Annotated in this window: 25 protein-coding genes; 7 read left to right on the top strand and 18 right to left on the bottom strand. The window is 66.3% G+C overall.

What is annotated here, in order from left to right; genetic code table 11:
- Positions 1-11: 11 nt before the first annotated feature.
- The 8 genes from ACZK4H_RS07425 to grxD all read right to left on the bottom strand — a co-directional run bounded on the left by ACZK4H_RS07425 (position 12) and on the right by grxD (position 9,089).
- The gene (locus tag ACZK4H_RS07425; protein WP_099552693.1) at positions 12-533 is read right to left on the bottom strand and encodes a pilus assembly PilX family protein; all 522 of its coding nucleotides are present in this window, start codon (positions 531-533) and stop codon (positions 12-14) included.
- A 3-nt stretch (positions 534-536) separates the two neighbouring features.
- The gene (locus ACZK4H_RS07420) at positions 537-1,706 is read right to left on the bottom strand and encodes a PilW family protein (RefSeq protein ID WP_099552694.1); all 1,170 of its coding nucleotides are present in this window, start codon (positions 1,704-1,706) and stop codon (positions 537-539) included.
- A complete protein-coding gene (gene pilV, locus ACZK4H_RS07415; RefSeq protein ID WP_099552695.1) occupies positions 1,703-2,203 on the bottom strand; it encodes a type IV pilus modification protein PilV in 501 nt (166 codons plus the stop codon). The genes ACZK4H_RS07420 and pilV overlap by 4 nt, the downstream gene beginning before the upstream one ends.
- On the bottom strand, positions 2,200-2,715 hold the full coding sequence (locus ACZK4H_RS07410) for a GspH/FimT family pseudopilin (protein WP_099552696.1): 516 nt from the start codon (positions 2,713-2,715) through the stop codon (positions 2,200-2,202). Before ACZK4H_RS07410 ends, pilV begins: the two co-directional genes overlap by 4 nt.
- Positions 2,716-2,876: 161 nt before the next feature.
- Positions 2,877-4,265: a nucleotide 5'-monophosphate nucleosidase PpnN gene (gene ppnN, locus ACZK4H_RS07405; protein WP_099552697.1), complete on the bottom strand. Its 1,389-nt coding sequence runs from the start codon at positions 4,263-4,265 to the stop codon at positions 2,877-2,879.
- A 252-nt stretch (positions 4,266-4,517) separates the two neighbouring features.
- Positions 4,518-7,763: a TonB-dependent receptor gene (locus ACZK4H_RS07400; protein WP_099552698.1), complete on the bottom strand. Its 3,246-nt coding sequence runs from the start codon at positions 7,761-7,763 to the stop codon at positions 4,518-4,520.
- Positions 7,764-7,995: 232 nt separating this feature from the next.
- The gene (locus ACZK4H_RS07395; RefSeq protein WP_099552699.1) at positions 7,996-8,772 is read right to left on the bottom strand and encodes an SDR family NAD(P)-dependent oxidoreductase; all 777 of its coding nucleotides are present in this window, start codon (positions 8,770-8,772) and stop codon (positions 7,996-7,998) included.
- Entirely contained in the window at positions 8,769-9,089 is a 321-nt protein-coding gene (grxD, locus tag ACZK4H_RS07390; protein ID WP_005408852.1) for a Grx4 family monothiol glutaredoxin, read from the bottom strand. The genes ACZK4H_RS07395 and grxD overlap by 4 nt, the downstream gene beginning before the upstream one ends.
- Before the next feature lie 121 nt (positions 9,090-9,210).
- Between grxD and ACZK4H_RS07385 the strand changes: the two genes are divergently transcribed.
- A complete protein-coding gene (locus tag ACZK4H_RS07385) occupies positions 9,211-9,789 on the top strand; it encodes a superoxide dismutase (RefSeq protein WP_099552721.1) in 579 nt (192 codons plus the stop codon).
- A gap of 114 nt (positions 9,790-9,903) precedes the next feature.
- Here ACZK4H_RS07385 and ACZK4H_RS07380 read toward each other — a convergent pair whose 3' ends face one another.
- From ACZK4H_RS07380 to purE, 3 genes are all read right to left on the bottom strand, one after another.
- Positions 9,904-10,245 (bottom strand): carboxymuconolactone decarboxylase family protein, encoded by a 342-nt coding sequence (locus ACZK4H_RS07380; protein ID WP_004152082.1) that lies wholly within the window; start codon positions 10,243-10,245, stop codon positions 9,904-9,906.
- Positions 10,246-10,357: 112 nt separating this feature from the next.
- The gene (locus tag ACZK4H_RS07375) at positions 10,358-11,506 is read right to left on the bottom strand and encodes a 5-(carboxyamino)imidazole ribonucleotide synthase (protein WP_099552700.1); all 1,149 of its coding nucleotides are present in this window, start codon (positions 11,504-11,506) and stop codon (positions 10,358-10,360) included.
- A complete protein-coding gene (gene purE / locus ACZK4H_RS07370; RefSeq protein ID WP_005412808.1) occupies positions 11,503-12,006 on the bottom strand; it encodes a 5-(carboxyamino)imidazole ribonucleotide mutase in 504 nt (167 codons plus the stop codon). Before purE ends, ACZK4H_RS07375 begins: the two co-directional genes overlap by 4 nt.
- A 58-nt stretch (positions 12,007-12,064) precedes the next feature.
- Here purE and ACZK4H_RS07365 point away from each other — a divergent pair, with 58 nt between their 5' ends.
- From ACZK4H_RS07365 to ACZK4H_RS07350, 4 genes are all read left to right on the top strand, one after another.
- Positions 12,065-12,334, top strand: a complete 270-nt coding sequence (locus ACZK4H_RS07365) for a Trm112 family protein (protein WP_049432560.1) — start codon at positions 12,065-12,067, stop codon at positions 12,332-12,334.
- On the top strand, positions 12,331-13,182 hold the full coding sequence (gene nadC, locus ACZK4H_RS07360) for a carboxylating nicotinate-nucleotide diphosphorylase (RefSeq protein WP_099552701.1): 852 nt from the start codon (positions 12,331-12,333) through the stop codon (positions 13,180-13,182). The genes ACZK4H_RS07365 and nadC overlap by 4 nt, the downstream gene beginning before the upstream one ends.
- A gap of 114 nt (positions 13,183-13,296) precedes the next feature.
- Complete coding sequence (locus ACZK4H_RS07355; RefSeq protein ID WP_099552702.1) at positions 13,297-14,298, top strand: DUF2272 domain-containing protein; 1,002 nt, start codon at positions 13,297-13,299, stop codon at positions 14,296-14,298.
- A gap of 68 nt (positions 14,299-14,366) precedes the next feature.
- Entirely contained in the window at positions 14,367-14,717 is a 351-nt protein-coding gene (locus ACZK4H_RS07350; RefSeq protein ID WP_049436544.1) for a DUF3301 domain-containing protein, read from the top strand.
- 85 nt (positions 14,718-14,802) lie between these two features.
- Here the strand turns inward: ACZK4H_RS07350 and ACZK4H_RS07345 are convergent, their stop codons facing one another.
- From ACZK4H_RS07345 to ACZK4H_RS07315, 7 genes are all read right to left on the bottom strand, one after another.
- Entirely contained in the window at positions 14,803-15,255 is a 453-nt protein-coding gene (locus ACZK4H_RS07345) for a ClpXP protease specificity-enhancing factor (RefSeq protein ID WP_099552703.1), read from the bottom strand.
- 84 nt (positions 15,256-15,339) lie between these two features.
- Positions 15,340-15,975: a glutathione S-transferase N-terminal domain-containing protein gene (locus ACZK4H_RS07340; RefSeq protein WP_005408842.1), complete on the bottom strand. Its 636-nt coding sequence runs from the start codon at positions 15,973-15,975 to the stop codon at positions 15,340-15,342.
- A 134-nt stretch (positions 15,976-16,109) separates the two neighbouring features.
- On the bottom strand, positions 16,110-16,859 hold the full coding sequence (locus tag ACZK4H_RS07335; RefSeq protein ID WP_099552704.1) for a cytochrome c1: 750 nt from the start codon (positions 16,857-16,859) through the stop codon (positions 16,110-16,112).
- On the bottom strand, positions 16,852-18,111 hold the full coding sequence (locus ACZK4H_RS07330) for a cytochrome b (RefSeq protein ID WP_006429450.1): 1,260 nt from the start codon (positions 18,109-18,111) through the stop codon (positions 16,852-16,854). The genes ACZK4H_RS07335 and ACZK4H_RS07330 overlap by 8 nt, the downstream gene beginning before the upstream one ends.
- Positions 18,111-18,731 carry a ubiquinol-cytochrome c reductase iron-sulfur subunit gene (gene petA, locus ACZK4H_RS07325; protein WP_004151998.1) on the bottom strand — a complete coding sequence of 207 codons (621 nt, stop codon included), beginning with the start codon at positions 18,729-18,731 and terminating at the stop codon, positions 18,111-18,113. The genes ACZK4H_RS07330 and petA overlap by 1 nt, the downstream gene beginning before the upstream one ends.
- Before the next feature lie 200 nt (positions 18,732-18,931).
- Complete coding sequence (locus tag ACZK4H_RS07320; protein ID WP_099552705.1) at positions 18,932-19,822, bottom strand: lytic transglycosylase domain-containing protein; 891 nt, start codon at positions 19,820-19,822, stop codon at positions 18,932-18,934.
- 46 nt (positions 19,823-19,868) lie between these two features.
- Positions 19,869-20,837, bottom strand: coding sequence for a helix-turn-helix transcriptional regulator (locus tag ACZK4H_RS07315; protein ID WP_099552706.1), 969 nt, complete (start codon positions 20,835-20,837; stop codon positions 19,869-19,871).
- 80 nt (positions 20,838-20,917) lie between these two features.
- On the opposite strand from ACZK4H_RS07315, the gene ACZK4H_RS07310 reads away from it, so the two are divergent.
- Both ACZK4H_RS07310 and miaB read left to right on the top strand, forming a co-directional pair.
- Positions 20,918-21,538 (top strand): glutathione S-transferase family protein, encoded by a 621-nt coding sequence (locus ACZK4H_RS07310; RefSeq protein WP_005415942.1) that lies wholly within the window; start codon positions 20,918-20,920, stop codon positions 21,536-21,538.
- Positions 21,539-21,686: 148 nt separating this feature from the next.
- Positions 21,687-23,105 carry a tRNA (N6-isopentenyl adenosine(37)-C2)-methylthiotransferase MiaB gene (miaB, locus tag ACZK4H_RS07305; protein ID WP_004151967.1) on the top strand — a complete coding sequence of 473 codons (1,419 nt, stop codon included), beginning with the start codon at positions 21,687-21,689 and terminating at the stop codon, positions 23,103-23,105.
- The last annotated feature ends 32 nt before the right edge of the window (positions 23,106-23,137 follow it).

The raw sequence follows: 23,137 nt of genomic DNA, 5'->3' as shown, positions 1-23,137 counted from the left end.
GACCGGATTCCTCAAAGCTTGAAAACAGTGTCGACAGCCGCCGAGGAGGTACCCTCGTTGCTGGTGGCGGCATCGCGATCGGAGCCGAACGCGGTGATCTGGTAGACGCGGGTGGGCTCTTCGCTTTCCGGCGTGCCCATGCCCAGCGTCGATTCGCCCTGGATGCAGGCGTCGATGCGGCGCACGCTGACCACCGGCGCCGCCGACAGCTTCTGCTCACCCACCCAGCGGGTGGGATCGAAGCCGTCGTCGCAGATGCGCTTGATGGCGTCAGCCTTCAACGCGCCGCCATCGCCGGTATTGTTGTCAATCTCCTCGATCGACCGCTCGGCATCACGTACCGCTCGTTCGCTGGCCTGGAACGCCACGTTGGCGGCCCGGTAGTTGGAGGACATGCGCTCCTGCATGCTGGCCACCTGCATGCCGACCACGCCGATCAGCGACAGCAGGATCAACAGCATCAGGGCCACGTACAGCACCGCGCCGCGCTGCTGCGCGCGCCCCTGGAATCGACGGGAGACGGAGGGCTTCATGGGTCAGTTCCCGAACAGTCGGTTGCGCAGCGCCACGGACACCTCGTAGGAGGCACGGTAGCGATCGTCGTAGGTCGTGGGCGGATTGAAGCCAACGCCGAGCACACCCAGCTGGGCCACCGCCGTATTGGCCTGCTCCGCAGCGGCCCGCTGCGGGCTGCGCACCAGCAGCCCGAACTGCACCATGCCAACCCGCCGCCACGCAGCGACAGCGGCGGCATCGGTACCGGTGCTGACCCCGCTGGCAGTCTTCTGGAAGGCGATTACCCCGGTCGGCGGCGCGGCGCTGCTGATCGCCGTCTCGGTATCCTGTCCATAGAGGAACTGCAGGCTCTCGATGCCCTCCACCAGCTCCTCACCGGTGGCGAAGGTGTTGTCGCCAGCGCCACGCGCGCGGTACAGCGCGGGTTCGCCGGCGGTATTGGTGGCCACGTAGTACGCCATCGATTCCACCCGATAGACCATGGTCACCGCGTTGTTGGCCGAATAGGCCGAGAGATCGGCTTTGCTGGCCGTGATCGTGCTGCCGGCGATTTTTCCGGCGAACACGTCCACCTTGCTGCAATCGGCCACGGCAAACGCCGAGGGCGTGGTGACGGCACCGGCCGACAGGCGGGCCGCCGCGTCACTGGCGATCGTGATGTCCGGCGAAGTACCGGAACCGATGGACAGCACCGGCGAGCCTTCCGGCGCCAGGTAGCGCATCACGATGATGTCGCTGCCGCCAAGCGGTTTGGGCTTCAGATTGGTGATCGCCGACGGCGTGCTGCCGGCCGCCCCCCAGCTCGCGCCGAGGGTCAGCTTGTTGCCAGGCGCGGTACCCTGCGCCTCGTAACCCTGGATCGGCACCGAGAAGTCCATCGGGCTGCCATCACCCGACTTCACGCCGGCAATGTTGACCTTGACACTGTCCTGGGCACGCACCAGATGCGCCTGGTCGTTCACGCAGCCCATGTGCCCGGCCATCCGGATGTCGCGCTCGAGGAACTCCAGTGCGAATCGAGCGTTTTCCTGGGTGCGCGCGACACCCTCGGACAGCTGCGAGGCCGCCCGCGAGGCCATGAAGATCTGGGTCACGCCCAGCATCAGCACCAGGCCGATGACCAGCGAGATCAGCAGTTCCACCAGCGAAAGGCCTGCCGCATGGCTGGCAAGGGAAGGCGCGCGCTTCATAGACGGGTAACCAGGGTGAACGTGGTGATGCTGTCGGGATTGGCCGCGTTCCATCGCTCGTCTCCCCAGCCGATGCCCACCGTGACCAGACCATCGTTGACGGTCACGTTGGCGCTGGCCTTGCCTCCCAGCACCTTGACGACCTGGCATTGCCAGCGCGCCACGTTCGCCTTGGAGGCTGTCACGTCGGCACTGTTGGGCCAGGTGCAGGGGCCAGCCGGCGCGGTGACCGAGCCGGCAGTGAAGGAGGCCTTGGTGTATTCGCCACCGTTGAGGGTTTCGCTGCGCTGCACGCGCATCAGCTCGATCAGGTCGTAGGCCAGGCTGGTGGCCTGGGTGCGCTGGCTGGCGCTCTGCACGAACCGCACGTTCATGGTCTGCAGCAGCGCAAAGCCAAGCAGGCCGAACGCCAGCACCAGCAGCGCGATCAGCACCTCGATCAGGCTGAAGCCACGACTGCGGGCAGGCCCGCCCATGCCGGAACGAAGACGTTTCATTTGCAGGTTCCTGCGGTAGAGCGGACCTGGCCCGAGAACAGGACGGTCAGGGTCCGCATGGGGTCACCCGCCTTGCAGCCCTGCGGCACCAGGCTCACGATCTGGTCGGCGGACGCGCGGCGGCGCCCCTGGGAATCGAAGGTGATGACGGTTGGGCTGGGAGCCTCGACCGCCAGGCTGCTGCTGCCCTTGGAGAAGCGCAGCACGCTTTCGCTGCCACTGATGGAGCCATCGCCATCGGCATCGCCCCAGGCCAGCATGCCCTTGCTCCACTCGCCGTCGCAGGACGTGCCGTTGCTGCTGCCGCAGACCCCGCCACCATGGCGGTTGCGGATGGCCTCGCTGCGGGCGAGCGACAACAGACCGATCACCTCGTTGTTGGTGGTGGTCAGCCGGTTCGAGCGCATCGCGGTGCGGAAGCTGGGATAGGAGATGCTGGCCAGAATGACCAGGATGACCAGCGTGATCATCAACTCGACCAGCGTGAAGCCGTTTTGCCGGCGCAAAGACATTGGACGCTCCCCAGCGTGTTGATGGCCACGATGGGCCATCGTCCCGCCACCGGCAAGCGGCGGCAGGATGAACGGTCAATCCGGGGCGACGGGCGTCAACGCCTTGACGGCCCGCCCTCCCCTACCTGTCCCGGCGCGATCCCCATCGCGCCGGCGCGGGCTCAGGCCAGCACCTGGTAGCAGGGCTGGTACTCGCCGGAGATCTTCATCCGGCGCTGCTCGACGAAGGCACGCAGCAGCCCGTCCAGGGCCTGCATCATGTCCGGGTCGCCATGGATCTGGAACGGCCCGAACTGCTCGATGCGACGCATGCCGTCTTCCTTCACATTGCCGGCGACGATGCCCGAGAACGCCCGGCGCAGGTCCGCCGCCAGCGCATGCGGCGCACGCCCGTGGTGCAGGTCCAGCGCGGCCATTGCTTCGTGGGTCGGCACGAACGGCTGCTGGTACTCCCACGGAATCTCGATCGACCAGTTGAAGAAGAACGAGTCCTTCTGCGCCAGGCGGTGCTCGCGCACGCGCTTGATGCCATTGGCCATCTTCTTCGCCACCGCAACCGGGTCGCCGATGATGATCTCGTAGCGCTCGGCGGCTTCATCACCCAGGGTCAGGCGGATGAAGCGGTCGATCTGCTCGAAGTACGGCGCCGCCACCGTCGGGCCGGTCAGGATCAGCGGGAACGGCAGGTCCTTGTTTTCCTCGCGCAGCAGGATGCCGAGCAGGTACAGGATTTCCTCGGCGGTACCGACGCCACCGGCGAACACGATGATGCCGTGGCCGATGCGGACGAAGGCCTCAAGGCGCTTCTCGATGTCCGGCATGATCACCAGGTGGTTGACGATCGGGTTCGGCGACTCGGCGGCGATGATGCCCGGCTCGGTCAGGCCGATGTAACGGGTGACCGTCCTGCGCTGCTTGGCATGGGCGATGGTGGCCCCCTTCATCGGGCCCTTCATCGCACCCGGGCCGCAGCCGGTGCAGATGTCCAGACCACGCAGGCCCAGCTCATAGCCCACCTGCTTGGTGTACAGATACTCGTCGCGCGAAATCGAGTGGCCGCCCCAGCAGACCACCAGGTTCGGGTCGCCCGGATTGAGGATGCGCGCATTGCGCAGCAGGCCGAACACGGCATTGGTGATGCCTTCGGACGACTCCAGTTCGGCCGCGTAGGCCGGGCCCATCTCGATGGCCATGTAGGCCAGGTCACGCACCACCGCGAACAGCAGTTCGGCGACGCCGCGGATGATCTCGCCATCGACGAAGGCCATCGCCGGCGCGTTGACCAGGTCGATGCGCACGCCGCGATCCTGCTGCGCCACCTGGATGTCGAAATCGGGATACAGATCGCGTGCCGCGCGCGGATCGTCAGAGGCGCTGCCACTGGTCAGCACGGCCAGCGCACAGCGGCGCAGCAGCTCGTGCATGCCGCCGGCAGACGCATCGCGCAGGCGGGCCACTTCGGCCCGCGACAGCACATCCAGCCCACCGCGCGGGTAGATCCGCGCGTCCTGCACCGGCAGTGCGCGGGCTGATTTTTCGTTCGTGGTCATATCCAATTTTTCGCTTCCTTCAAGGTTTCCGACTGTACTGCCGCCCCCTTAAAAAGCAAAACGGCCGGGAAGCCCGACCGTTGGATGTGTGCTCCCCGCGTTCGCCTTTCCGGGACCGCATCGGCGGCGTTGGCACCGCGCACATTTCTGGATGCTACGCCGATGCAGAGTGGCCTGCAAGGACTTTCGCCTGAACGGAAAACGGCCGGGTTTCCCCGGCCGTTTTCACTTACTGCGTCAGGCTCTGACGGATCAGAACTTGTACTTCAGGGTCAGCTGCATCGACCAACGCGACACGGCGGTGTTGCCCTTGTCGTTGTTGTTTTCCTGGATCGAGGAATTGTCGGTACGGCCGGTGAAGTTGTACAGGTACTTGCCGGTAGCCGGGTCGATACCCGAGTAGTTGGCAACGCGACGGGTGGCGTAGAAGCCGTAGTCGTCGATCAGGCCCCACTTCTTGTTCAGCAGGTTGCCGACATTCATGATGTCCAGGGCGACTTCACCCTTGTGACCCTTCACGAAGCCCGGGAATTCCTGGCTGATACGGACGTCGAAGCTGTTGACCCACTTGGCGCGGTGCGAGTTGGCCGGGACCACGCTGCCACGGTAGGCCTCGAGCTCCGGATTCTGCGCCAGCCATTCGAAGAACTTCTTCTCCATGTCGGCACCGCCGGTGAAGATCACGTCACCCGGGCCCTTCGGCACGTAGAACAGGTCGTTGGTACCGGCACCGTCGCCATTCACGTCGTTGTAGTAGACGTAGCTGTACGGACGGCCCGAACGGCCTTCATAGAACAGGCCAACGCGGGTGGCATTGTCACCGAAGAAGTTGTGCTTCCACTCCAGGGTGCCGGTGATGCGGTCCTTGATCGCGTAGCGCGAGTTGTACGCAACGTTGTCGTTGGCGTTCAGGCTCAGCGTGTTGTTCCAGTTCGAGGTGTTCTGCGAGCTGGACAGCGGGCTCACTTCCTTGGACTGGGTGTAGGTGTAACCCAGCGACCAGCCCCAGTTCTCGGTCAGCGGCTTGGCCAGCGAGAAGGTAGCCTGCGAACCACGACCCTTGTCGGTGTTGCGCAGCAGGATCACGTCGCCGATGTCACCCGGACGGTTGACGCGGTCACCCGGGCAGGTCAGATCGGTCGCCGAGCAGGCGCGACCATTCTTCTGGCCAGCCTGCATGCCGTTCGGGCCGGCATTGGCACCGTTCATGCCGTAGTCGTTCCAGTACAGCGCGCGACCATCCTGACCGACCGAACGCTTGGCATTCGGGGACATCACGTCCAGGCGGTCGAAGTACAGACCATCCTTGACCTTGGTGAACAGCACTTCAGCCGACGCCACGATGCCGTACCACGGCAGCTCATGGTCGAACGCCAGGTTGGCCTTCCACACCGACGGCAGGCGGGTGCCCGGAGCGATCAGGTCGACGTTCTGGCGGGCCGAGGCCAGCGACGGGTTCGGGATGTACGGGTTGTCAGCGTCGAAGCTGAAGCCACCCGGGTTGCGAGTCAGGTTGTACTCGGAGTAGTTCAGGCCGGTGTTCTGGTAGGCACCTGCCAGCCACACGTTCGGAGCAGCGCCGCCGAACAGGCCAACGCCACCGCGCAGCTGGGTCGGACGATCGGTGTCGAAGGTGTAGTTGAAGCCGACGCGCGGCTGGAACAGCTTCTTGTCGACCAGCTGGGTGTTGTTGAAGCCGTACAGCTGTTCGATGCGCGGGTTGTACAGGCGCTGGGTGCTGAAGTCCGGCATGTCGATACGGATACCGAACATCAGGCTCAGGTTGTAGTTGATCGCCCAGGTGTCCTGGATGAACAGGCCGGTGTTCTTCAGGTGGAACTTGGCCGGAATGTCGTCAACGCTGCCGCCGGCGCGCGGCACGCGCACCTGGTAGGCCGACGGGGTACCGGCTTCAAACGCAGCCAGGTCGGCGAACTCGTACGCGCCGTACAGGTTGCGGCCGTAGAAGTTCATCAGGTCGTTGTCGGTATAGTCGAAACCGAACTTGACGGTGTGGTCACCGATGTACCAGGTACCGGCACCGAAGGCGCTCAGTTCCTTCGACTCGACGATGTTGGTGTGGGTGTTCTGCTCGGTACCCAGGTACAGCGAGTTGTTGCCGAAGCGCACGCGGATCTGCGGCAGGTGCGAGGCAGCAACGCGGTTGGACGAGTAGTCCTTGTGCGAAACCTTGAACTCGGTCGAGAAGTTCTCGGACCAGTCACTGAACAGTTCACCCATCCAGGTTTCGTACTGGGTCGGCTGGGTGTACCAGAAGTCGCTCAGCGAGATGGCGCTGTTGTTGACCTGCGGGAAGCGGACGACGTCCTGCTTCATCTTGTTGTAGCGCAGGGCCGCGCGGTGGTTCTCGTTGATGTTCCAGTCGAGCTTGATCGCGTATTCTTCGATCGAGGTCTTGTTGTCCAGCGCACCGATGCCGCCAACCGGGTAGCCCAGATCGGACATGCGCTTCTGCACGCGGGCGATGTCGGCGTCGCTGATGCCGTTCGGCTTGTTGTACGGGGTTTCGCCGAGGCTCACGCCGCCGCCGCTACGCTCGTACTTTTCATAGTTGGTGAAGAAGAACAGCTTGTCCTTGACGATCGGGCCGCCCAGGGTCATGCCGTAGGTCTTCTCGTCCTTGAAGCCGTTGAAGTCCGTGGTGTCACCTTCCAGGCGCGTACGGATCATGTCCTTGTCGCGGTACGAGCCGTACACGGTGCCGTGGAACTCGTTGGTACCCGACTTGGTGACGGCGTTGATCACCGCACCGGTACCACCGGCGATGGTGGTGTCGTAGTTGGCCAGGTCGATGTTGATTTCCTGGATGGCGTCCATCGACACCGGCTGACGCTCGGTCGGCAGGTTGTTGGAGCCCAGGCCGAACGGATCGGAGGCGCTGATACCGTCGATGCGGATGGCGTTGTAGCGGGTGTTCTGGCCACCGGCCGAGATCGCGCCGTCAGCCTTGCTGACCTGCGAGATGCGCGGGTCCAGGCGGATGTAGTCCTGGATGTTGCGGTTGGCCGACGGCAGCGCGTCCATCGTTTCGCGGGTCACGTTGCTGCCGGTGCCCATCTTGTTGGCGCTGAACAGGTCCAGGCCGCCGGCGGTCGCAACAACGTTCACCGCGTCCAGGTTGGTCGCAGCCAGGTCACCGCCCAGGTTGGCGTTGACGGTGTTGACCTGGTTCAGGTTCAGGTAGACACCCTCTTCGGTCTTGGTGCCTTCACCGGACTTGGTGATGGTGATGGTGTACGGACCACCCACGCGCAGGCCGCGCGCGTTGTATCGACCCGACGCATCGGTGGTGGCACGCGAAACAGTGCCCGACTCGGTGTGGGTGATGGTGACTTCAGCGCCGGCGACAGGCTGGCCTGCGGCGGACATCACCTGACCGCCGACACCGGCAGAGGTGCTCTGGGCGAAGGCGGGAGCGGCGGCAAGTGCGGCCACGAGACCAAGGGTAAGCTTGGACATCCGGAGTGGGTGGGTCATTTTTCGGTAGCCTCGATGCGAGTTGGCGATGGCGGAAAAAAAGCGCATCCAAACAGCCCTGCGGGTGGCTGGTCGGAGATTTATCTGGGGTTCCCTACCGCTTGGCTGAAGGCAGCCATAACGGTTAACACTAGATTAACACGCTACGCCATCAATGTGACGGTTGTGCGACAAACGGCACCGGATCGCAACGCAATCGTGACGGGTTCTTCACTCCGTCTTTCCCCGGGGCTCACTCGCCGGGAATTGCCCCGCTGGCATCGAGAATCTGGCCCCGCCAGGCGCTGCCAGCGCTGGACAGCAGCGCCACGGCCGCAGCGGCGGCCACCTCCGGGCCCTGCGCGGCCGGGTCCTGGTCGACGGAATAGGCGCGGGCGCGCAGCGCCGTGCGCAAGGGGCCAGGGTACAGGCCGCTGACCCGCACCGGGCTGCGGCCGAGTTCGTCGTGCAGGCTGGTGATCAGCCCGCGCAGGCCATGCTGGGCCACGCCGTACCCACCCCAGTAGGCCTGCCCCACCCGTTCGGAGGCATCGACCGCAAACACCAGGGCCGCATCCTCGCGCTGCCGCAGCAGCGGCAGGCAGGCCTGCGCCAGCCACGCCGGAGCAGTCAGGGTGACATGCACCGCACGGGCGAAACTGGCCGGGTCGGCCAGTTCGAACGGGGTCAATCCGGGGAAATGGGCGGCACAGACCAGCAGCCCATCCAGCCGCCCCAGCTCGCGCTGCAGGGCCTGGGCCAGTTCGGCATAGTCGTCGGGGCCCGCCCCCTCAAGATCCAGCGGATACAGCAGCGGTTCCGGGCCGACGGCCTGGACCTGGGCATAGACACGGTCCAGGCGGCGCGGCTTGCGGCCCAGCAGGACCACGGTCGCCCCGGCAGCGGCGGCGGCAACGGCTGCCGCACTGCCCAGCCCACCACCGGCGCCGGCAACCAGCACCACGCGATCCTGCAACGGGCGGCCATCGAGCGCCCCGTTGGTCGGTGACGTCGATGGCCAGGCACTCATCCCTGGGTCGCCTCTTCGACGATGCGCTTGAGTTCGCCGGCTTCAAACAGTTCCAGGACGATGTCGCAGCCGCCGATCAGCTCGCCGTTGATGAACAGCTGCGGGAAGGTCGGCAGGTTGGAGAACCGCGGCAGGTTGGCGCGGATCTCGGGTTCTTCCAGCACGTTGACGGTGCGCAGGGTGACCGCGCCGGCTGCCATCAACGCCTGTACGGCGCGGCTGGAGAAGCCGCACATCGGGTATTGCGGGGTGCCCTTCATGAACAGCACGAGCGGGTAACGATCGACCTCGGCCTGGATTTGCTGCATTACCGCCACAACCTCACTCCTTGCTTCGCCGGACAAACCGACCGCGGTGGTCGGCTAGACTGCCCACGGTAGCCGCCATTGTAAGCGGATGGAACCGGCTGCCGCCGCCCCTCTGGCCACGAACCTGTCCATGCCTGTCGAATTGCCTGCCCTGCCCTACCTTTCCGGCTCCCTGCAGCCGCACCTGTCCGCACAGACCCTGGAACTGCACCACGGCCGCCACCATCGCGCCTATGTGGATGCAGTCAATGCCGGCATCCTCGGCACCGAGTGGGAAGAAGCGTCACTGGAGGAGATCGTCCGCCAGGCCCAGGGAAAGCTGTTCGATGCGGCCGCCCAGGCGTGGAACCACGGCTTCTACTGGCAGTGCCTGCGGCCGCGTGGCGGTGGCGAACCGCAGGGTCGCCTGGGCGAGCTGGTGAAGCGCCAGTTCGGCGACGTGCAGCGCCTGCGCGAGGAATTCAACCGCACAGCGCTGGGCCTGTTCGGCTCCGGCTGGGTGTGGCTGGTGCAGCATCCGGGCGGGCAGCTGGGCATCCAGGCCACCCGCAATGCCGGCACGCCGCTGACGGGTGAAAGCACGCCGCTGCTGTGCTGCGATGTCTGGGAGCACGCCTACTACACCGACTACCAGAATGACCGCGCGCGTTACCTGGACGCGTTCTGGCAGCTGGTCAACTGGGAATTTGCTGAGAGCCAGCTACGCTGAGGCAACGGCTCCGCCCCGGGGTGGTGCCGGCCGCTGGCCGGCATCCCCATCGGTGTACAGAGATGGCGAATCTGCCGGCCAGCGGCCGGCACTACCGGGAAGCAGAGCGTGGCATCACGCGCTTTCGTGTGCGGCCACTGCGTCCATCACCCGTGCCGAGTACACCAGCGCGGCGCCGGCGTTGAGCGACACCGCCACGCCCAGCGCCTCGGCGATTTCCTCGCGGCTGGCACCATGCTTCAGCGCCGCGTCGACGTGCACGGTGATGCAGCCGTCGCAGCGGGTGGTCACCGCCACCGCCAGCGCGATCAGCTCGCGGGTCTTCGCATCGAGGTGGTTGGTCTGCGCGCCAGCGTTAGCCAGGGTTGCGTAGCCCTTGACCGTGTCCGGCGAGAGCTTGCCGATCTCACCGATGCGGCCCTTCAGTTCCTTGCGGTAGGCATTCCAGTCGAGCATGGGGGTGACTCCTGAGAAAGGAGCTCCACGCTACCACCGGGAATGTTGCGCCGATGCCTGCACCGGCGCGTCACAGCGTTGCACTGCCGGCCAGCGGCCGGCACTACCGGGCTCAGCGGTTGCGCAGCGCGTGCACCGCCGGCGCCACCTGGGCCTGGCGGTCCAGCTCCAGGCCAACCTGGTCCAGCGCATCGGCCAGTGCAGCGGCATCATCGTCGCGCAGGGTGGCGTGGCCGACCTTGCGGCCTTCGCGCGCTTCCTTGCCGTAGTCGTGCCAGTGACCGCTGGCCTGGGCCAGCACCGGCAACGGGTCGGGCATCTCGCCCAGCCAGTTCAGCATGCAGGCATGACCGAGCATGCGGGTGCTGCCCAGCGGCAGGCCCAGCACGGCGCGCAGGTGGTTTTCGAACTGCGAGGTCTCACTGCCTTCGATGGTCCAGTGGCCGGAGTTGTGCACCCGCGGCGCCATCTCGTTGGCCAGCAGCTCGCCATCGCGGCAGAACAGCTCCAGCGCGAACACGCCGACGTACTGCAGGTGTTCGGCGACACGGCGGGCATAGCCGATCGCGGCCTGCTGCTCGGCATCGGCCAGCACGGCCGGGGCCACGCTGGCCGACAGCACGCCGTCGACATGCCAGTTGCCAGTGACCGGCCAGGCCTCGAAGCTGCCATCGCGGCCACGCACAGCGACCACACTGACCTCGCGCTGGAACGCCACGAAGCCTTCCAGGATCAGGCCGGTACGCTCGACCTGCGCACCCAGTGCATCCCACGCGGCGTCGATGTCGGCCTCGCTGCGCAGGCGGAACTGGCCCTTGCCGTCGTAACCAAGGCGGCGGGTCTTGAGGATGCACGGCAGGCCGAACTCAGCCGCCTTCGCAGCCAGCTCGTCACGGCTGCGGATATCGGCAAAGGCCGGCAGCGGGATGCCCAGCTGCTGGAACAGGGTCTTCTCGCTCAACCGGTCCTGGGCCACCGCCAGTGCGGCCGGCGGCGGATACACCGGTACGCGGTCGGCCAGGAACTGCGCGCTGTCAGCGGGCACGTTCTCGAAATCGAAGGTGACCACATCGACCTTGGCAGCGAACTCCGCCAGCGCCTGGCGGTCATCGAAGGCACCGACGGTAAGCGGCGCCAGCGGGCCGCTGCAGGCGTCGGCTGCCGGGTCGTACAGTTCGAAGCGCAATCCCAGCGGCGCACCGGCCAGGACCATCATGCGGGCGAGCTGGCCGCCGCCCAGGATGCCGACGGTCAGGCTCATTGGCGCGGATCGTCGTGGGCCATCACGTCTTCGGTCTGGCGCGCACGGAACGCGTCGAGCGCCTGGCCGATCGCCGGCTGGTCGCTGGCCAGCATCGCAGCGGCGAACAGCGCGGCGTTGGACGCGCCGGCATTACCGATGGCGAAGGTGGCGACCGGGATGCCGGCCGGCATCTGCACGATCGACAGCAGCGAATCCATGCCGTTGAGGGCCTTGGACTGCACCGGCACGCCCAGCACCGGCACGGCGGTCTTGGCGGCGATCATGCCCGGAAGGTGCGCGGCCCCGCCGGCACCGGCGATGATGGCGCGCAGGCCACGCGGGCCCGCCTGCTCGGCGTAACTGAACAACACATCCGGCGTCCGATGCGCGGACACCACCTTCACTTCGAACGGAACACCCAGGGCTTCAAGCTTCTGGGCGGCGTGCTGCATGGTTTCCCAGTCGGAACGGGAACCCATGACGATGCCGACAAGCGGCGCGATCGGGTTGGGGGTCATTGGCCGTCACCTGCCTTAAAGACGTATTCTAGCCATCTTCCACGCAAGACGAAGAACCATGGATCGCAAGCTGCTCGACCTGCTGGTGTCGCCGGACACCCGCCAGCCCCTGTCCCTGCTGGATGGCAAGGGCCTGGAAGCCCTCAACAAGGCCATTTCCGCCGGCGCGGTGAACAAGGCCGATGGCAACCCGCTGGCGCAGCCGCTGCGCGAAGCGCTGGTCACCCGCGACCGCAAGCAGGTGTTCCGCGTTGACGACGGCATTCCGGTGCTGCTGGCCGAGGAAGCCATCCCGACCGCCCAGATCACCGACTTCCCGGCCGCATGAGCGCGCTGCCGACGCCGGATGCGGCCGTTGTCGCCGCCGATGTCGCGCGTGCGCTGGCCGAGGACCTGGGCAGCGGCGACGTCACCGCCGCCCTGCTGCCCGACCAGGCCGACAGCGCTTACCTGCTGTGCAAGCAGGATGGAGTGATCGCCGGCCGCCCATGGTTCGACGCCACCCACCGCGCGCTCGACCCGGACGTGCGCATCGAATGGCGTGTCTCCGAAGGTGACGCGGTCACTGCCGGCACCGTGCTGGCCCTGCTGCACGGCCGCAGCCGCAGCCTGGTCAGTGCCGAGCGCACCTCGCTGAATTTCCTGCAGACGCTGTCCGGCACCGCCACCACTACGGCCCGCTACGTGGCCGCCGTGGCCGGTACCGGCACGCGCATCCTCGACACCCGCAAGACCCTGCCCGGCCTGCGCCTGGCGCAGAAGTACGCGGTGCGCTGTGGCGGCGGCGAGAACCACCGCTTCGGCCTCTACGACACGGTGATGCTGAAGGAAAATCACATCCGTGCCGCCGGTTCGCTGGCCGCGGCGGTGGCCGCCGCGCGCCGGCAATGGCCCGCGCTGCCGCTGGTGGTCGAGGTCGAGGACCTGGCCCAGCTGCGCCAGGCGCTGGAAGCCGGTTGCGAGCGCATCCTGCTGGATGACTTCAGCCCCGACCTGCGCCGCGAGGCAGTGCGCATCACGGCGGGCCGCATTCCGCTGGAAGTCTCCGGCAGCGTGGGACTGGGTGGCCTGCGTTCGATCGCCGAAGACGGCGTGGACTGCATCTCCATCGGTGGACTGACCAAGCACGTGCAGGCCATCGATCTTTCCCTGAAGCTGGGCCCGCCGCCGGGTTGAGGCCTGGCCGGGGTCAGATCCCTTTTCCCGTGGAAAAGGGATCTGACCCCGTTCTCACACCCGGCGTTCACGACGGCGCTGCGACGCTGCGGTCATCCCCCACAGGAGCCGCGCATGCGCCGGATGCTCTTGCCTGCCTGCCTGCTGCTGGCCGCGACCCCGCTGTCTGCGGCTGCCGCCGAAGCCTGCGATGTGCCACCGCGCTTCGGCCTGAGCCCATTGGCGGTGGCCATCCGCAACACCGCCTGCAACGAGCACCGGTTGTGGTTCCGCCCCTTCATCGATCGTGATGGCCGTGCGGCCAGCCTCAGCGTCACCGAAGCCGAAAGCGATCACCTGGCCGACAACGGCCTGATCGCCTGGCGGCGAGTGGCCGGCTACTGGCGCAACAGCGGCACGCTCAACGCGATGGGCAGCATCGCAGGCGCCAGCAGCTGCCTGGCACCGCTGGGCACGCGCTACACCGACAGTGACTGCCGCGCCTTCCTGATCGACAACCCGTGGTCGGCCGCCTTCATTTCCTGGGTGATGGTGCAGTCCGGCGTTCCCGGCTTCAACACGTCGCCACGCCACATCGACTACATCCGTGCCGCGTACCAGGGCGGCCCCTCGGGCGTGCCGTACCGGCTGGTCGATCCCGCGACCGCAAAGCCCGCACCGGGCGACCTGCTGTGCTTCCTGCGCGACCGCGGCACCACGCTTAGCTACAGCGGGCTGGTGCAGGCACTGGGCAACGGCTCGGTGGGCCACTGGAAATCGCATTGCGAAGTAGTGGTGGCCGCCAACCTGGGGGGCGACCAGACCCTGTACCTGGTCGGTGGCAACGTGATGAACACCGTGGCGATGCGGTTGCTGCAGCTGGATCGTACGGGGCTGATCAAGCTGCCTCCGGCACGCGAACGCAACAGCACCGGCATCGATCCCAGCTGCACACCGGGGCGCGAGGACGAATGCAGCTTCAACCGGCAGGACTGGGCAGCGCTGCTGCAGTTGACTGCCACATCACCGCTGGTGATGCCCTCGCCCACTGCCACGCCGATGCAACCCACGCCGGTGCCGCAACCGGTCGTCATACCGCCTCAACCGGTCTCAACTGGCCCAGAACCAACGCGCTGATGCCAGGCGCTTGATCCAGCGCGCGTTCGCCGCCATCTTTGCGGGATCGACCTCTGACGGCTGACGCCATGCCCACCCTGCTGCTGTTGCTGATTGCCGGCGGAATCATCTATTTCTTCTGGAACGCGGCGCGTTCGGCCGCCGAGCGCGCGGTCGAGCTGGGGCGCAATGCCTGCCGCGCAGCCGACGTGCAATGGCTGGATCAGGCGGTACATGCCACCGGCCTGCGACTGTCGCGTGGCGAGGATGGACGGCTCGGATTCGAGCGCACCTTCAAGTTCGAGTATTCCTACGATGGCATCGATCGCCACGTGGGCCGCATGGTGCTGCGCGGCGACCAGCTGATCTCGTTCACCGGCCCGGGGGCGGCGCGGATCAGCCAGATCCGGCCGGATGTGGATGATGCCGAGGATGTGTAAGGGCTTTGAGTGCCGACCAACGGTCTGCACCCACCGGTAAATCCTGCAAAGGAAAACGCCGCCCATCGGGGCGGCGTCGGAAACATTACTTGACCACGCGCAGGTTCGGGCGGCCCTTGGGCGGCGGATTGGCCGGCGGCGTATCGTCCGGCGGCGTACCTTCATCGTGCAGCAGCTCGTCGCTGGTCGGCGCGGTGTCGTTGCCTGGAATATCGTCCGGCAGCGCCATGCCCTGCCCGGTCTCGCGGGCGTAGACGGCCAGCACGGCGCTGATCGGTACCTGTACCGGATAGCTGGTGCCGGAGAAGCGCGCCGAGAAGCTCACCATCTCGTTGTCGATCATCAGCCGTACGACAGCACGTTCGGCGATGTTGAGCACGACCCGGCCATCCTTGACCGCCGAAGGCGGGACCTGCACGCCGGGAACGCCGGCGTCGACCAGGATGTGCGGGGTCAGCTGGTTGTCGTTGATCCATTCCACCAGCGCCCGCAGCAGGTACGGGCGGTGGCTGGTCATGTGGAAGAAGTCTTCGGTCATGCGTGAAGTGTACGCGCCCGGCGGCCCGCCGGGGCGGATCGCCTGCACGCCGGTCGGCGTGCAGACGGGTAACGCGTGGCTGGATCAGACCGGCAGATCGCGTAGTTTCTTTTCCTGATCGGTCAGGCTGCGGACGAAGCCGGGGTGGCGGAAGATGCGGTTGCCATAATCCTCGATCGCCTTGCCGTCCTTCGGCAGCGGTACATCCAGCGACTGCAGGCGCCAGATGATCGGCGCCATCGCGCAGTCGGCCAGGCTCATTTCCGGATTGAGGAAGAACTTGCTGGCCTTGAACAGCGGCAGCGAGGCGGTCAGCAGCTCCTTCAGGCGCTTGCGACCGGCCTCGGCCTGGGTCTTGTTGCCCAGCTGGATGGCCTGCACCTGCGGCACCCAGTCGTGCTCGATGCGCAGCATCGCCAGGCGGATGCGTGCACGCGAGAGCGGATCGACCGGCATCAGCGGCGGATGCGGATAACGTTCGTCCAGGTACTCGCTGACCACCGATGCGGCGTACAGCACCAGCTCGCGTTCGACCAGGGTCGGCACCGAATGGTACGGATTGAGGTCGATCAGGTCTTCAGGCGGGTTCTGCGGATCGACCGGAACGAAGTCGAACGTGACCCCCTTGGCCGCCAGGACCAGACGTACACGGTGGCACAGTACATCGTCGTTCGAGGAAAACAGCGTCAGTGTATTGCGCATGCGTACGCTCGCCGCCATCAAAGGCTCTCCCACGACAGGAGACCGCCTGCCGCATCGGCGCCGCCGGCACCGTGCCGGCGATCGACTCCTCCCCGAGTGTGCAACCGACCATCACAAAAGCCAATAGGCCCATGCGATGGCCGGCAGCAGAATCAGTGAACGTCCTTCCAGTATTCCTTCTTCAACAGGTACAGCAGGAAGGTCAGCAGGGCCAGGAACAGGATCACCCACACGCCCAGCTGCTGGCGCTTGAGCGCGGCCGGTTCACCGGCATATTCGAGGAAGTTGGTGATGTCCCGCACGGCCTGGTCGTATTGCCCGGCATCGACCGAACCCGGCGTTTCGATCCTCAGGCCGGTCACCGGCGGGTCCATCCCCGGCGCCTCCGGCTTGCCATGCACGGCATGCTGCAGGCCCTGCATCTCCCACAGCGGGTTGGGCATGGAAGCGTTGGCGAACAGCGCGTTGTTCCAGCCCAGCGGCCGGCTGCTGTCCAGGTAGAACGACTTGAGATAGGTGTAGACCCAGTCACTGCCGCGCACGCGCGCGATCAGGCTGAGGTCCGGCGGCATCTTGCCGAACCACTTCTCGGCGTTCTCCTTGGGCATCGCCACCGGGATCGGGTCGCCGATCGCCGAGCCGGTGAAGTTGAGGTTGTTCATCACCTCCTCTTCGGTCAGGCCCAGGTCCTGCGCCATCCGCGAATAGCGCAGGTACTTCAGCGCGTGGCAACCGGAGCAGTAGTTCATGTACAGCTGCGCGCCGCGCTGCAGCGAGGCACGGTCACCCAGGTCGTTGCCGGCCTGCAGAAGCTTGGTGCCACCTTCGGCGGCGGAGGCCAGGAAACTGCCCAGCATCAGGGCGGCCGTCAGGGCCAGCCGGACCATCCAGCGATCAGTCATGGGTGGTCACCCTCTCCGGTACCGGTTTGGTCTTGTCCAACCGTGTCCATAGCGGCATGGTGATGAAGAACGCGAAGTACAGGAAGGTCAGCACCCGCCCGATGTAGGTTTCGTGCACGTCGGTGCCCGGACCGGAGCCGATCACGCCCAGCCACACGAAGCACACCGCCAGCACGCCCAGCATCACCTTCGAGATCCAGCCGCGGTAGCGCACCGACTTCACCCGCGCCTTGTCCAGCCACGGCACCAGGAACAGGATCGCGATGGCCGAGAACATCACCAGCACGCCGCCCAGCTTGTTCGGCACCACCCGCAACATCGCGTAGTACGGCGTGTAGTACCAGACCGGCTTGATGTGTTCCGGGGTCACCAGGCGGTTGGCCTCGGTGAAGTTGTCATGCTCCAGGAACAGGCCACCGAAACCGGGCGCGAAGAAGATGATGAAGGCGGCGATGATCAGCAGGAAGCCCGCACCGACGCCATCCTTGAGCGTGTAGTACGGGTGGAACGGAATGCCGTCGGCCGGCGCGTTCGGCGACCAGCGGTTGCCCTTCGGCCCCTTCTTGATCTCCACGCCATCGGGGTTGTTCGAACCCACTTCGTGCAGCGCACCCAGATGCAGTACCACCAGCAGCAACAGCACCAGCGGCAATGCGATGACATGCAGCGCGAAGAAGCGGTTGAGCGTGGCGTCACTGGGCAGGTAGTCGCCCATGATCCATTCGGTCAGGCCGTTGCCGATCACCGGTATCGCGCCGAACAGCGAGATGATCACCTTGGCACCCCAGAACGACATCTGGCCCCACGGCAGCACGTAGCCCATGAAGGCTTCGGCCATCAGCACCAGGTAGATCAGCATGCCGAGGATCCACACCAGCTCGCGTGGCTTCTGGTAACTGCCGTACAGCAGGCCGCGGAACATGTGCAGGTAGACCACGATGAAGAACAGCGAGGCCCCGGTGGAGTGCATGTAGCGGATCAGCCAGCCCCACTCCACGTCCCGCATGATGTACTCGATGGAACCGAACGCTTCGGCGGCGTTGGTCTTGTAGTGCATCGTCAGGAAGATGCCGGTGACGATCTGGTTGACCAGCACCAGCAGCGCCAGCGAACCGAAGTAGTACCAGATGTTGAAGTTCTTCGGCGCGTAGTACTCGCTGACGTGCTTGCGGTAGACCGGCATCAGGCCGGGCGCGCGGGCGTTGACCCAGTCGGCCACGCCGCTGGCGGTACGGCTGAGGATATTGGCCATCAGGCAGCCCCCTGCGGATCGACACCGATGATGATGGTGTTGTCGTCCTGGTAATGGTGCGCGGGCACCTTCAGGTTGATCGGCGCCGGCACGTCCTTGAAGACGCGGCCGGACATGTCGAAGCGCGACTTGTGGCAGGGGCAGAAGTAGCCGCCCTTCCACTGCGGGTCGTAGGGTTCAGGCCGGATCTCGGCGACCATTTCCGGCGAGCAGCCCAGGTGCGTGCACAGGCCGACCAGTACGGAGATGTCCGGCTTGATCGAGCGCAGCTCGGGGTTCTGCTTCAGCACGTAGTCCGGCTGCTGGTCCTTCTCGCCGGACTCGGGGTCCTTGAGACGGCCATCCAGCCCATGCAACGCATCGAGGATGGCCTTGGACCGCTTGACGATCCAGATCGGCTGGCCACGCCATTCCACGATCAGGCGTTGGCCTTCCTGCAGGGCGCTGATGTCGGCCACCACCGGTGCGCCGGCAAGCTTGGCGCGGGCACTGGGGTTCCAGGATTTGATGAAAGGAACTGCGGTGAATCCGACGCCGACGGCACCCACCACGGCTGTGGTGGCAGAAAGAAAACGCCGACGTCCGGTGTTGACTGGATCGTGTACCCCATCGTTGGCCATCCGGCACTCCGATATTGATTAGGTAGCTTTAAGGCTGCCAGCGGATCCGGTGGGGGCCAGAGCCGCATTGAATCATGGGCGAGTGTAGCGGAACCGTCGCGCGCCACACAACGCATTGCAACAACATTGATTGCGGGGTTGCCGCCCAGCGGCCGGTCAGTACCGGCCATTGCCCTGGGATTGCCGGCCAGCGGCCAACACTACTGGTGCGTCAATGCGGTGCGGTAACGTTCGGCCAGCTGCCCGACCCGGCGTACGTAGTACTGGGTCTCGCTGTAGGGCGGCACGCCACCGTGGCGGTCGACCGCGCCTTCGCCGGCGTTGTAGCCGGCTGCGGCCAGGGTCAGGTCACCATTGAAGCGTTTCAGCAACCACGCAAGATACTGCACGCCACCACGGATGTTCTGCCCGGCATCATAGGAGTCACTGACCCCGAAGCGCGCGGCGGTTGGCGGCATCAGCTGCATCAGGCCCTGCGCGCCGGCACGGCTGAGCGCGGTCGGGTTGTAGGCCGACTCGGCATGGATGATGGCGCGTACCACGGCTTCGTCGACGCCGAACTCGCGTGCGGCCGAGGTGATCTCGGTCTGGAACGCGGTGGTGTTCAAGCGCACCGAACCGAAGTCCACACGCGGGTTGACGCCGCAGGCGTAGCAGCGCTCCATGAAACTGTAACGGATGGTGCGCACCGGGCCGAGGTTGGCCACCTGGGTCGGCCGCGCACTGGTGTAGTGGCGCACGCCATCCTTCATGAAGGAATAGACCTGGCCGCTGACCATGCGACCGGCCCGCGAGGCCGCCGGTGCCGCGACCGGGGCTGGCGCAGCGGCGCTGGCCGCCACGGCGACCGGATTGCGTTCGATGCTGGCGACAGTGGTCGGCGCAGGCTTCGGTGCAGCCACAACCGGGCGCGGCGCCGGGCGGGTGTCACGGCTGTAGCTGATGGTGCTGCAGCGCGCGCCGACCACCCGCTTGCTCACATAACTGGTGACGCCGTCCGCCCCCTGGCACTTGTACAGGGTTCCAGCGCTGGCCGGCGCAGCGGTCAGCGCAGCGATGATGATCGCCGTTGTCCCCAGTATCCCCTTCATGGCGGCGAGTGTCCCAGCTTCGCCGGGGCTTGCCAAGCGATGTGGCTCAGCCTGTGACCGGCGGCACAGCCAGCAGCTGGCCGAGGCCTGCCAGGCGCTGTGCCAGTTCGTCGCGCAGCCCCGGCGGGGTGGTCCAAAGCGCCACAGGTATGCGGTCCAGGCTGAGAATCTGCGCCAGCATCATGCCGCGGCTCTCGGCGCCCATGCGCAGCAGGCAGTGGTCGGGGCCATCCGCTTCCAGTACTCCACACCACGGCGGGATGCGGCCTTCCAGCTCGGCGTGGCTGCCGGCCAGGCGGAGGATGGCCTGCAACGCGAACGGCGCCTGGCTGACTGCCTGCCGCACCATCACGTCCGGGGGCGCTGGCGTGCGCCGATGCAGGCCCGGCTCGGTGCATTCGCGCACCGCGCCCATCCGGTCCACGCGCAGGGTGCGCCAGTCCTGCCGTCCCAGGTCCCAGGCCAGCAGGTACCAGCGCCGGCCATAGTTGACCAGGTGCTGGGCCTCGACCTCGCGCTGGGTGACCGCGTCCTGCGCACTGCGGTACTCGAAGGCAAGCCGCGACGCCTGCCGGCAGTGCTGGGCCAGCCGCCCGAGCAGGCGTGCGTCGGTGGACGGAAGGTCAGACAGGGTGGCCGTCGCCGCATGCACCTCGCCGGCCTGCTGGCGGCGACGGGTCGGCACCAGCGGGTCGAGCTTGGACAACAGGCCACGGGCGGTGTCGTCGATGCCGGCAACGGTCGCGGACGCGGCACGCAGCGCGATCGCCAGAGTGGTCGCCTCCTCCTCGTCCAGCAGCATCGGCAGTACCGGTGCCCCGGCCCCCAGCTGGTAGCCGCCCCCTACCCCGGCCGAGGCCTGCACCGGATAGCCCAGTTCGCGCAGTCGCTCGATATCGCGACGGATGCTGCGCCGGTCCACACCCATGCGCTCGGCCAGCTCTGCCCCGGACCACTGGCGGCGGGCCTGCAGCAGGGCGATCAGGCGCAGCAGTCGATGGGCGGTATGGCGCATGAAGGATCGAGGACAGAAGTCGTCCGCAATAGTGCCTCAGGATGGCCTCCAGTTCACCACCCACCGCAAGGAGCAATGCCATGAATTCCCGTCAGATCACGCTGTACCACGCCGCCCGTTCCCGCTCGAGCGGCGCCGTGGCCCTGCTCGAAGCGCTGGGTGCCGACTACCGCATGCAGGTGCTGGACCTGAAGGCCGGCGCCAACCTGGCCCCGGCCTATCTGGCCATCAACCCGATGGGCAAGGTGCCGGCCATCGTCCACAACGGCGCGCTGGTGACCGAACAGGTGGCCATTTATCTGTACCTGGCCGACCTGTATCCGGAAGCCGGACTGGCCCCGCCGATCGGCGACGCCCTGCGCGGGCCCTACCTGCGCTGGATGGCCTTCTATGGTGCTTGTTTCGAGCCGGCAATGATCGACAAGGCGATGCACCGCGAGCCGCCGCCGCGCCTGATGTCGCCGTACAACGACGCCGAAACCGTGCTGCAGGTGGTCGAGGCCCAGCTGGCGCAGGGCCCCTACCTGCTCGGCGAGACGATGAGCGCCGCCGATGTGCTGTGGGGCAATGCGCTGGCCTGGACCACGGCCTTCGGCCTGGTGCAGCCTGCGCCGGCCACGGCTGATTACATTGCACGGATGAGCGCGATGACCGCCTTCGACCGTTCCCGGCAGATCGATGCGGAGCTGGCGGCGGCGTAAGGGCGCCCACCGGGCACCGCCCGGCGCTACCGGGGCCGGCGGGATGCGGGTAGCGCGGGGCCGTGCCCCGCGAGCGCACAGCGCGGCGGGTGGCGCGGGATGCGGGTAGAATTGCCGGCTTTCCCGCCACCCGAATGGATTAAGCGCCATGACCGGGACGCCAGACGTCTTTCCGCCCGCCACGCCGGGCGGTACCCCGCTCGTTGCCCTGCCCGCTGGTCCGCGCAAGCCCGACCAGGTCAAGGGCAAGCTGTACATCAAGACCCACGGTTGCCAGATGAACGAGTACGACTCGGCCAAGATGGCCGACGTGCTCGCCGCCAGCGATGGCCTGGAACTGACCGACAGCCCGGACGACGCCGACGTCATCCTGGTCAACACCTGCTCCATCCGCGAGAAGGCGCAGGAGAAGGTGTTCAGCCAGCTCGGCGTGTGGAAGGGCCTGAAGAACAAGGGCCGTGAGGTCATCATCGGCGTAGGCGGCTGCGTCGCCTCGCAGGAAGGCGAAGCGATCATCAAGCGCGCGCCGTTCGTCGACCTGGTGTTCGGCCCGCAGACCCTGCACCGCCTGCCGGAGCTGATCCGCGCCCGTCGCGAGCAGAAGCGCCCGCAGGTGGACATCAGCTTCCCCGAGATCGAGAAGTTCGACCGCCTGCCGGAACCGCGCGCCGATGGCGCCTCGGCGTTCGTGTCGATCATGGAAGGCTGCTCGAAGTACTGCTCGTTCTGCGTGGTGCCCTACACCCGCGGCACCGAAGTCAGCCGCCCGTTCGAGGACGTGGTGGTGGAAGTGGCCCAGCTTGCCGCGCAGGGCGTGCGCGAGATCAACCTGCTCGGCCAGAACGTCAACGCCTATCGCGGGCCCTATGGGGATGGCGAATTCGCCGACCTCGGCCTGCTGATCCGCACCATCGCCGAGATTGATGGCGTTGGCCGCATCCGCTTCACCACCTCGCACCCGCTGGAGTTCAGCGATTCGCTGATCGATGCGTTCCGCGACGTACCGCAGCTGGCCAACTTCCTGCACCTGCCGGTGCAGGCCGGCAGCGACCGCGTACTGTCGGCGATGAAGCGCGGCTACACCGCGCTGGAGTTCAAGTCGAAGATCCGCAAGCTGCGCGCGGTGCGCCCGGACATCTCGATCAGCTCGGACTTCATCGTCGGCTTCCCCGGCGAGACCGATGCCGACTTCGAGAAGACCATGAAGCTGATCGAAGACATCGGCTTCGACCACAGCTTCTCCTTCATCTATTCGCGTCGCCCGGGCACCCCGGCTGCGGATCTGGAGGACACCATCAGCGATGCCGAGAAGCATGCCCGCCTGTCGCGCCTGCAGGAGCGCATCAATGCACATGCTGCCGGCATCTCCGAGAAGATGGTCGGCACCGTGCAGACCGTGCTGGTGGAAGGGCCCTCGCGCAAGAACCCGAACGAGCTGACCGGCAAGACCGAGAACATGCGTTCGGTGAACTTCCCGGCGCCGGCACGGTTGATCGGCCAGTTCGTGGATGTTGTGATCACCGAAGCGTTGACCAATTCGCTGCGCGCGCGGGTGGTGGCGGAGTAAGGTCTGGGTGTGCCGACCATTGGTCGGCATCC

This window comes from Stenotrophomonas sp. 78350_Sma, from assembly GCF_056482105.1.
The sequence above is the reverse complement of the archived record's forward strand: the minus strand, read 5'-3'. Positions and strand labels throughout refer to the sequence as shown.

Bases quoted from the DNA above. Each gene is read 5' to 3' on its own strand.
- ACZK4H_RS07425 (WP_099552693.1), bottom strand. From the start codon at position 533: ATGAAGCCCTCCGTCTCCCGTCGATTCCAGGGGCGCGCGCAGCAGCGC.
- ACZK4H_RS07420 (WP_099552694.1), bottom strand. From the start codon at position 1,706: ATGAAGCGCGCGCCTTCCCTTGCCAGCCATGCGGCAGGCCTTTCGCTG.
- pilV (WP_099552695.1), bottom strand. From the start codon at position 2,203: ATGAAACGTCTTCGTTCCGGCATGGGCGGGCCTGCCCGCAGTCGTGGC.
- ACZK4H_RS07410 (WP_099552696.1), bottom strand. From the start codon at position 2,715: ATGTCTTTGCGCCGGCAAAACGGCTTCACGCTGGTCGAGTTGATGATC.
- ppnN (WP_099552697.1), bottom strand. From the start codon at position 4,265: ATGACCACGAACGAAAAATCAGCCCGCGCACTGCCGGTGCAGGACGCG.
- ACZK4H_RS07400 (WP_099552698.1), bottom strand. From the start codon at position 7,763: ATGACCCACCCACTCCGGATGTCCAAGCTTACCCTTGGTCTCGTGGCC.
- ACZK4H_RS07395 (WP_099552699.1), bottom strand. From the start codon at position 8,772: ATGAGTGCCTGGCCATCGACGTCACCGACCAACGGGGCGCTCGATGGC.
- ACZK4H_RS07385 (WP_099552721.1), top strand. From the start codon at position 9,211: ATGCCTGTCGAATTGCCTGCCCTGCCCTACCTTTCCGGCTCCCTGCAG.
- ACZK4H_RS07380 (WP_004152082.1), bottom strand. From the start codon at position 10,245: ATGCTCGACTGGAATGCCTACCGCAAGGAACTGAAGGGCCGCATCGGT.
- ACZK4H_RS07375 (WP_099552700.1), bottom strand. From the start codon at position 11,506: ATGAGCCTGACCGTCGGCATCCTGGGCGGCGGCCAGCTCGCCCGCATG.
- purE (WP_005412808.1), bottom strand. From the start codon at position 12,006: ATGACCCCCAACCCGATCGCGCCGCTTGTCGGCATCGTCATGGGTTCC.
- ACZK4H_RS07365 (WP_049432560.1), top strand. From the start codon at position 12,065: ATGGATCGCAAGCTGCTCGACCTGCTGGTGTCGCCGGACACCCGCCAG.
- nadC (WP_099552701.1), top strand. From the start codon at position 12,331: ATGAGCGCGCTGCCGACGCCGGATGCGGCCGTTGTCGCCGCCGATGTC.
- ACZK4H_RS07355 (WP_099552702.1), top strand. From the start codon at position 13,297: ATGCGCCGGATGCTCTTGCCTGCCTGCCTGCTGCTGGCCGCGACCCCG.
- ACZK4H_RS07350 (WP_049436544.1), top strand. From the start codon at position 14,367: ATGCCCACCCTGCTGCTGTTGCTGATTGCCGGCGGAATCATCTATTTC.
- ACZK4H_RS07345 (WP_099552703.1), bottom strand. From the start codon at position 15,255: ATGACCGAAGACTTCTTCCACATGACCAGCCACCGCCCGTACCTGCTG.
- ACZK4H_RS07340 (WP_005408842.1), bottom strand. From the start codon at position 15,975: ATGGCGGCGAGCGTACGCATGCGCAATACACTGACGCTGTTTTCCTCG.
- ACZK4H_RS07335 (WP_099552704.1), bottom strand. From the start codon at position 16,859: ATGACTGATCGCTGGATGGTCCGGCTGGCCCTGACGGCCGCCCTGATG.
- ACZK4H_RS07330 (WP_006429450.1), bottom strand. From the start codon at position 18,111: ATGGCCAATATCCTCAGCCGTACCGCCAGCGGCGTGGCCGACTGGGTC.
- petA (WP_004151998.1), bottom strand. From the start codon at position 18,731: ATGGCCAACGATGGGGTACACGATCCAGTCAACACCGGACGTCGGCGT.
- ACZK4H_RS07320 (WP_099552705.1), bottom strand. From the start codon at position 19,822: ATGAAGGGGATACTGGGGACAACGGCGATCATCATCGCTGCGCTGACC.
- ACZK4H_RS07315 (WP_099552706.1), bottom strand. From the start codon at position 20,837: ATGCGCCATACCGCCCATCGACTGCTGCGCCTGATCGCCCTGCTGCAG.
- ACZK4H_RS07310 (WP_005415942.1), top strand. From the start codon at position 20,918: ATGAATTCCCGTCAGATCACGCTGTACCACGCCGCCCGTTCCCGCTCG.
- miaB (WP_004151967.1), top strand. From the start codon at position 21,687: ATGACCGGGACGCCAGACGTCTTTCCGCCCGCCACGCCGGGCGGTACC.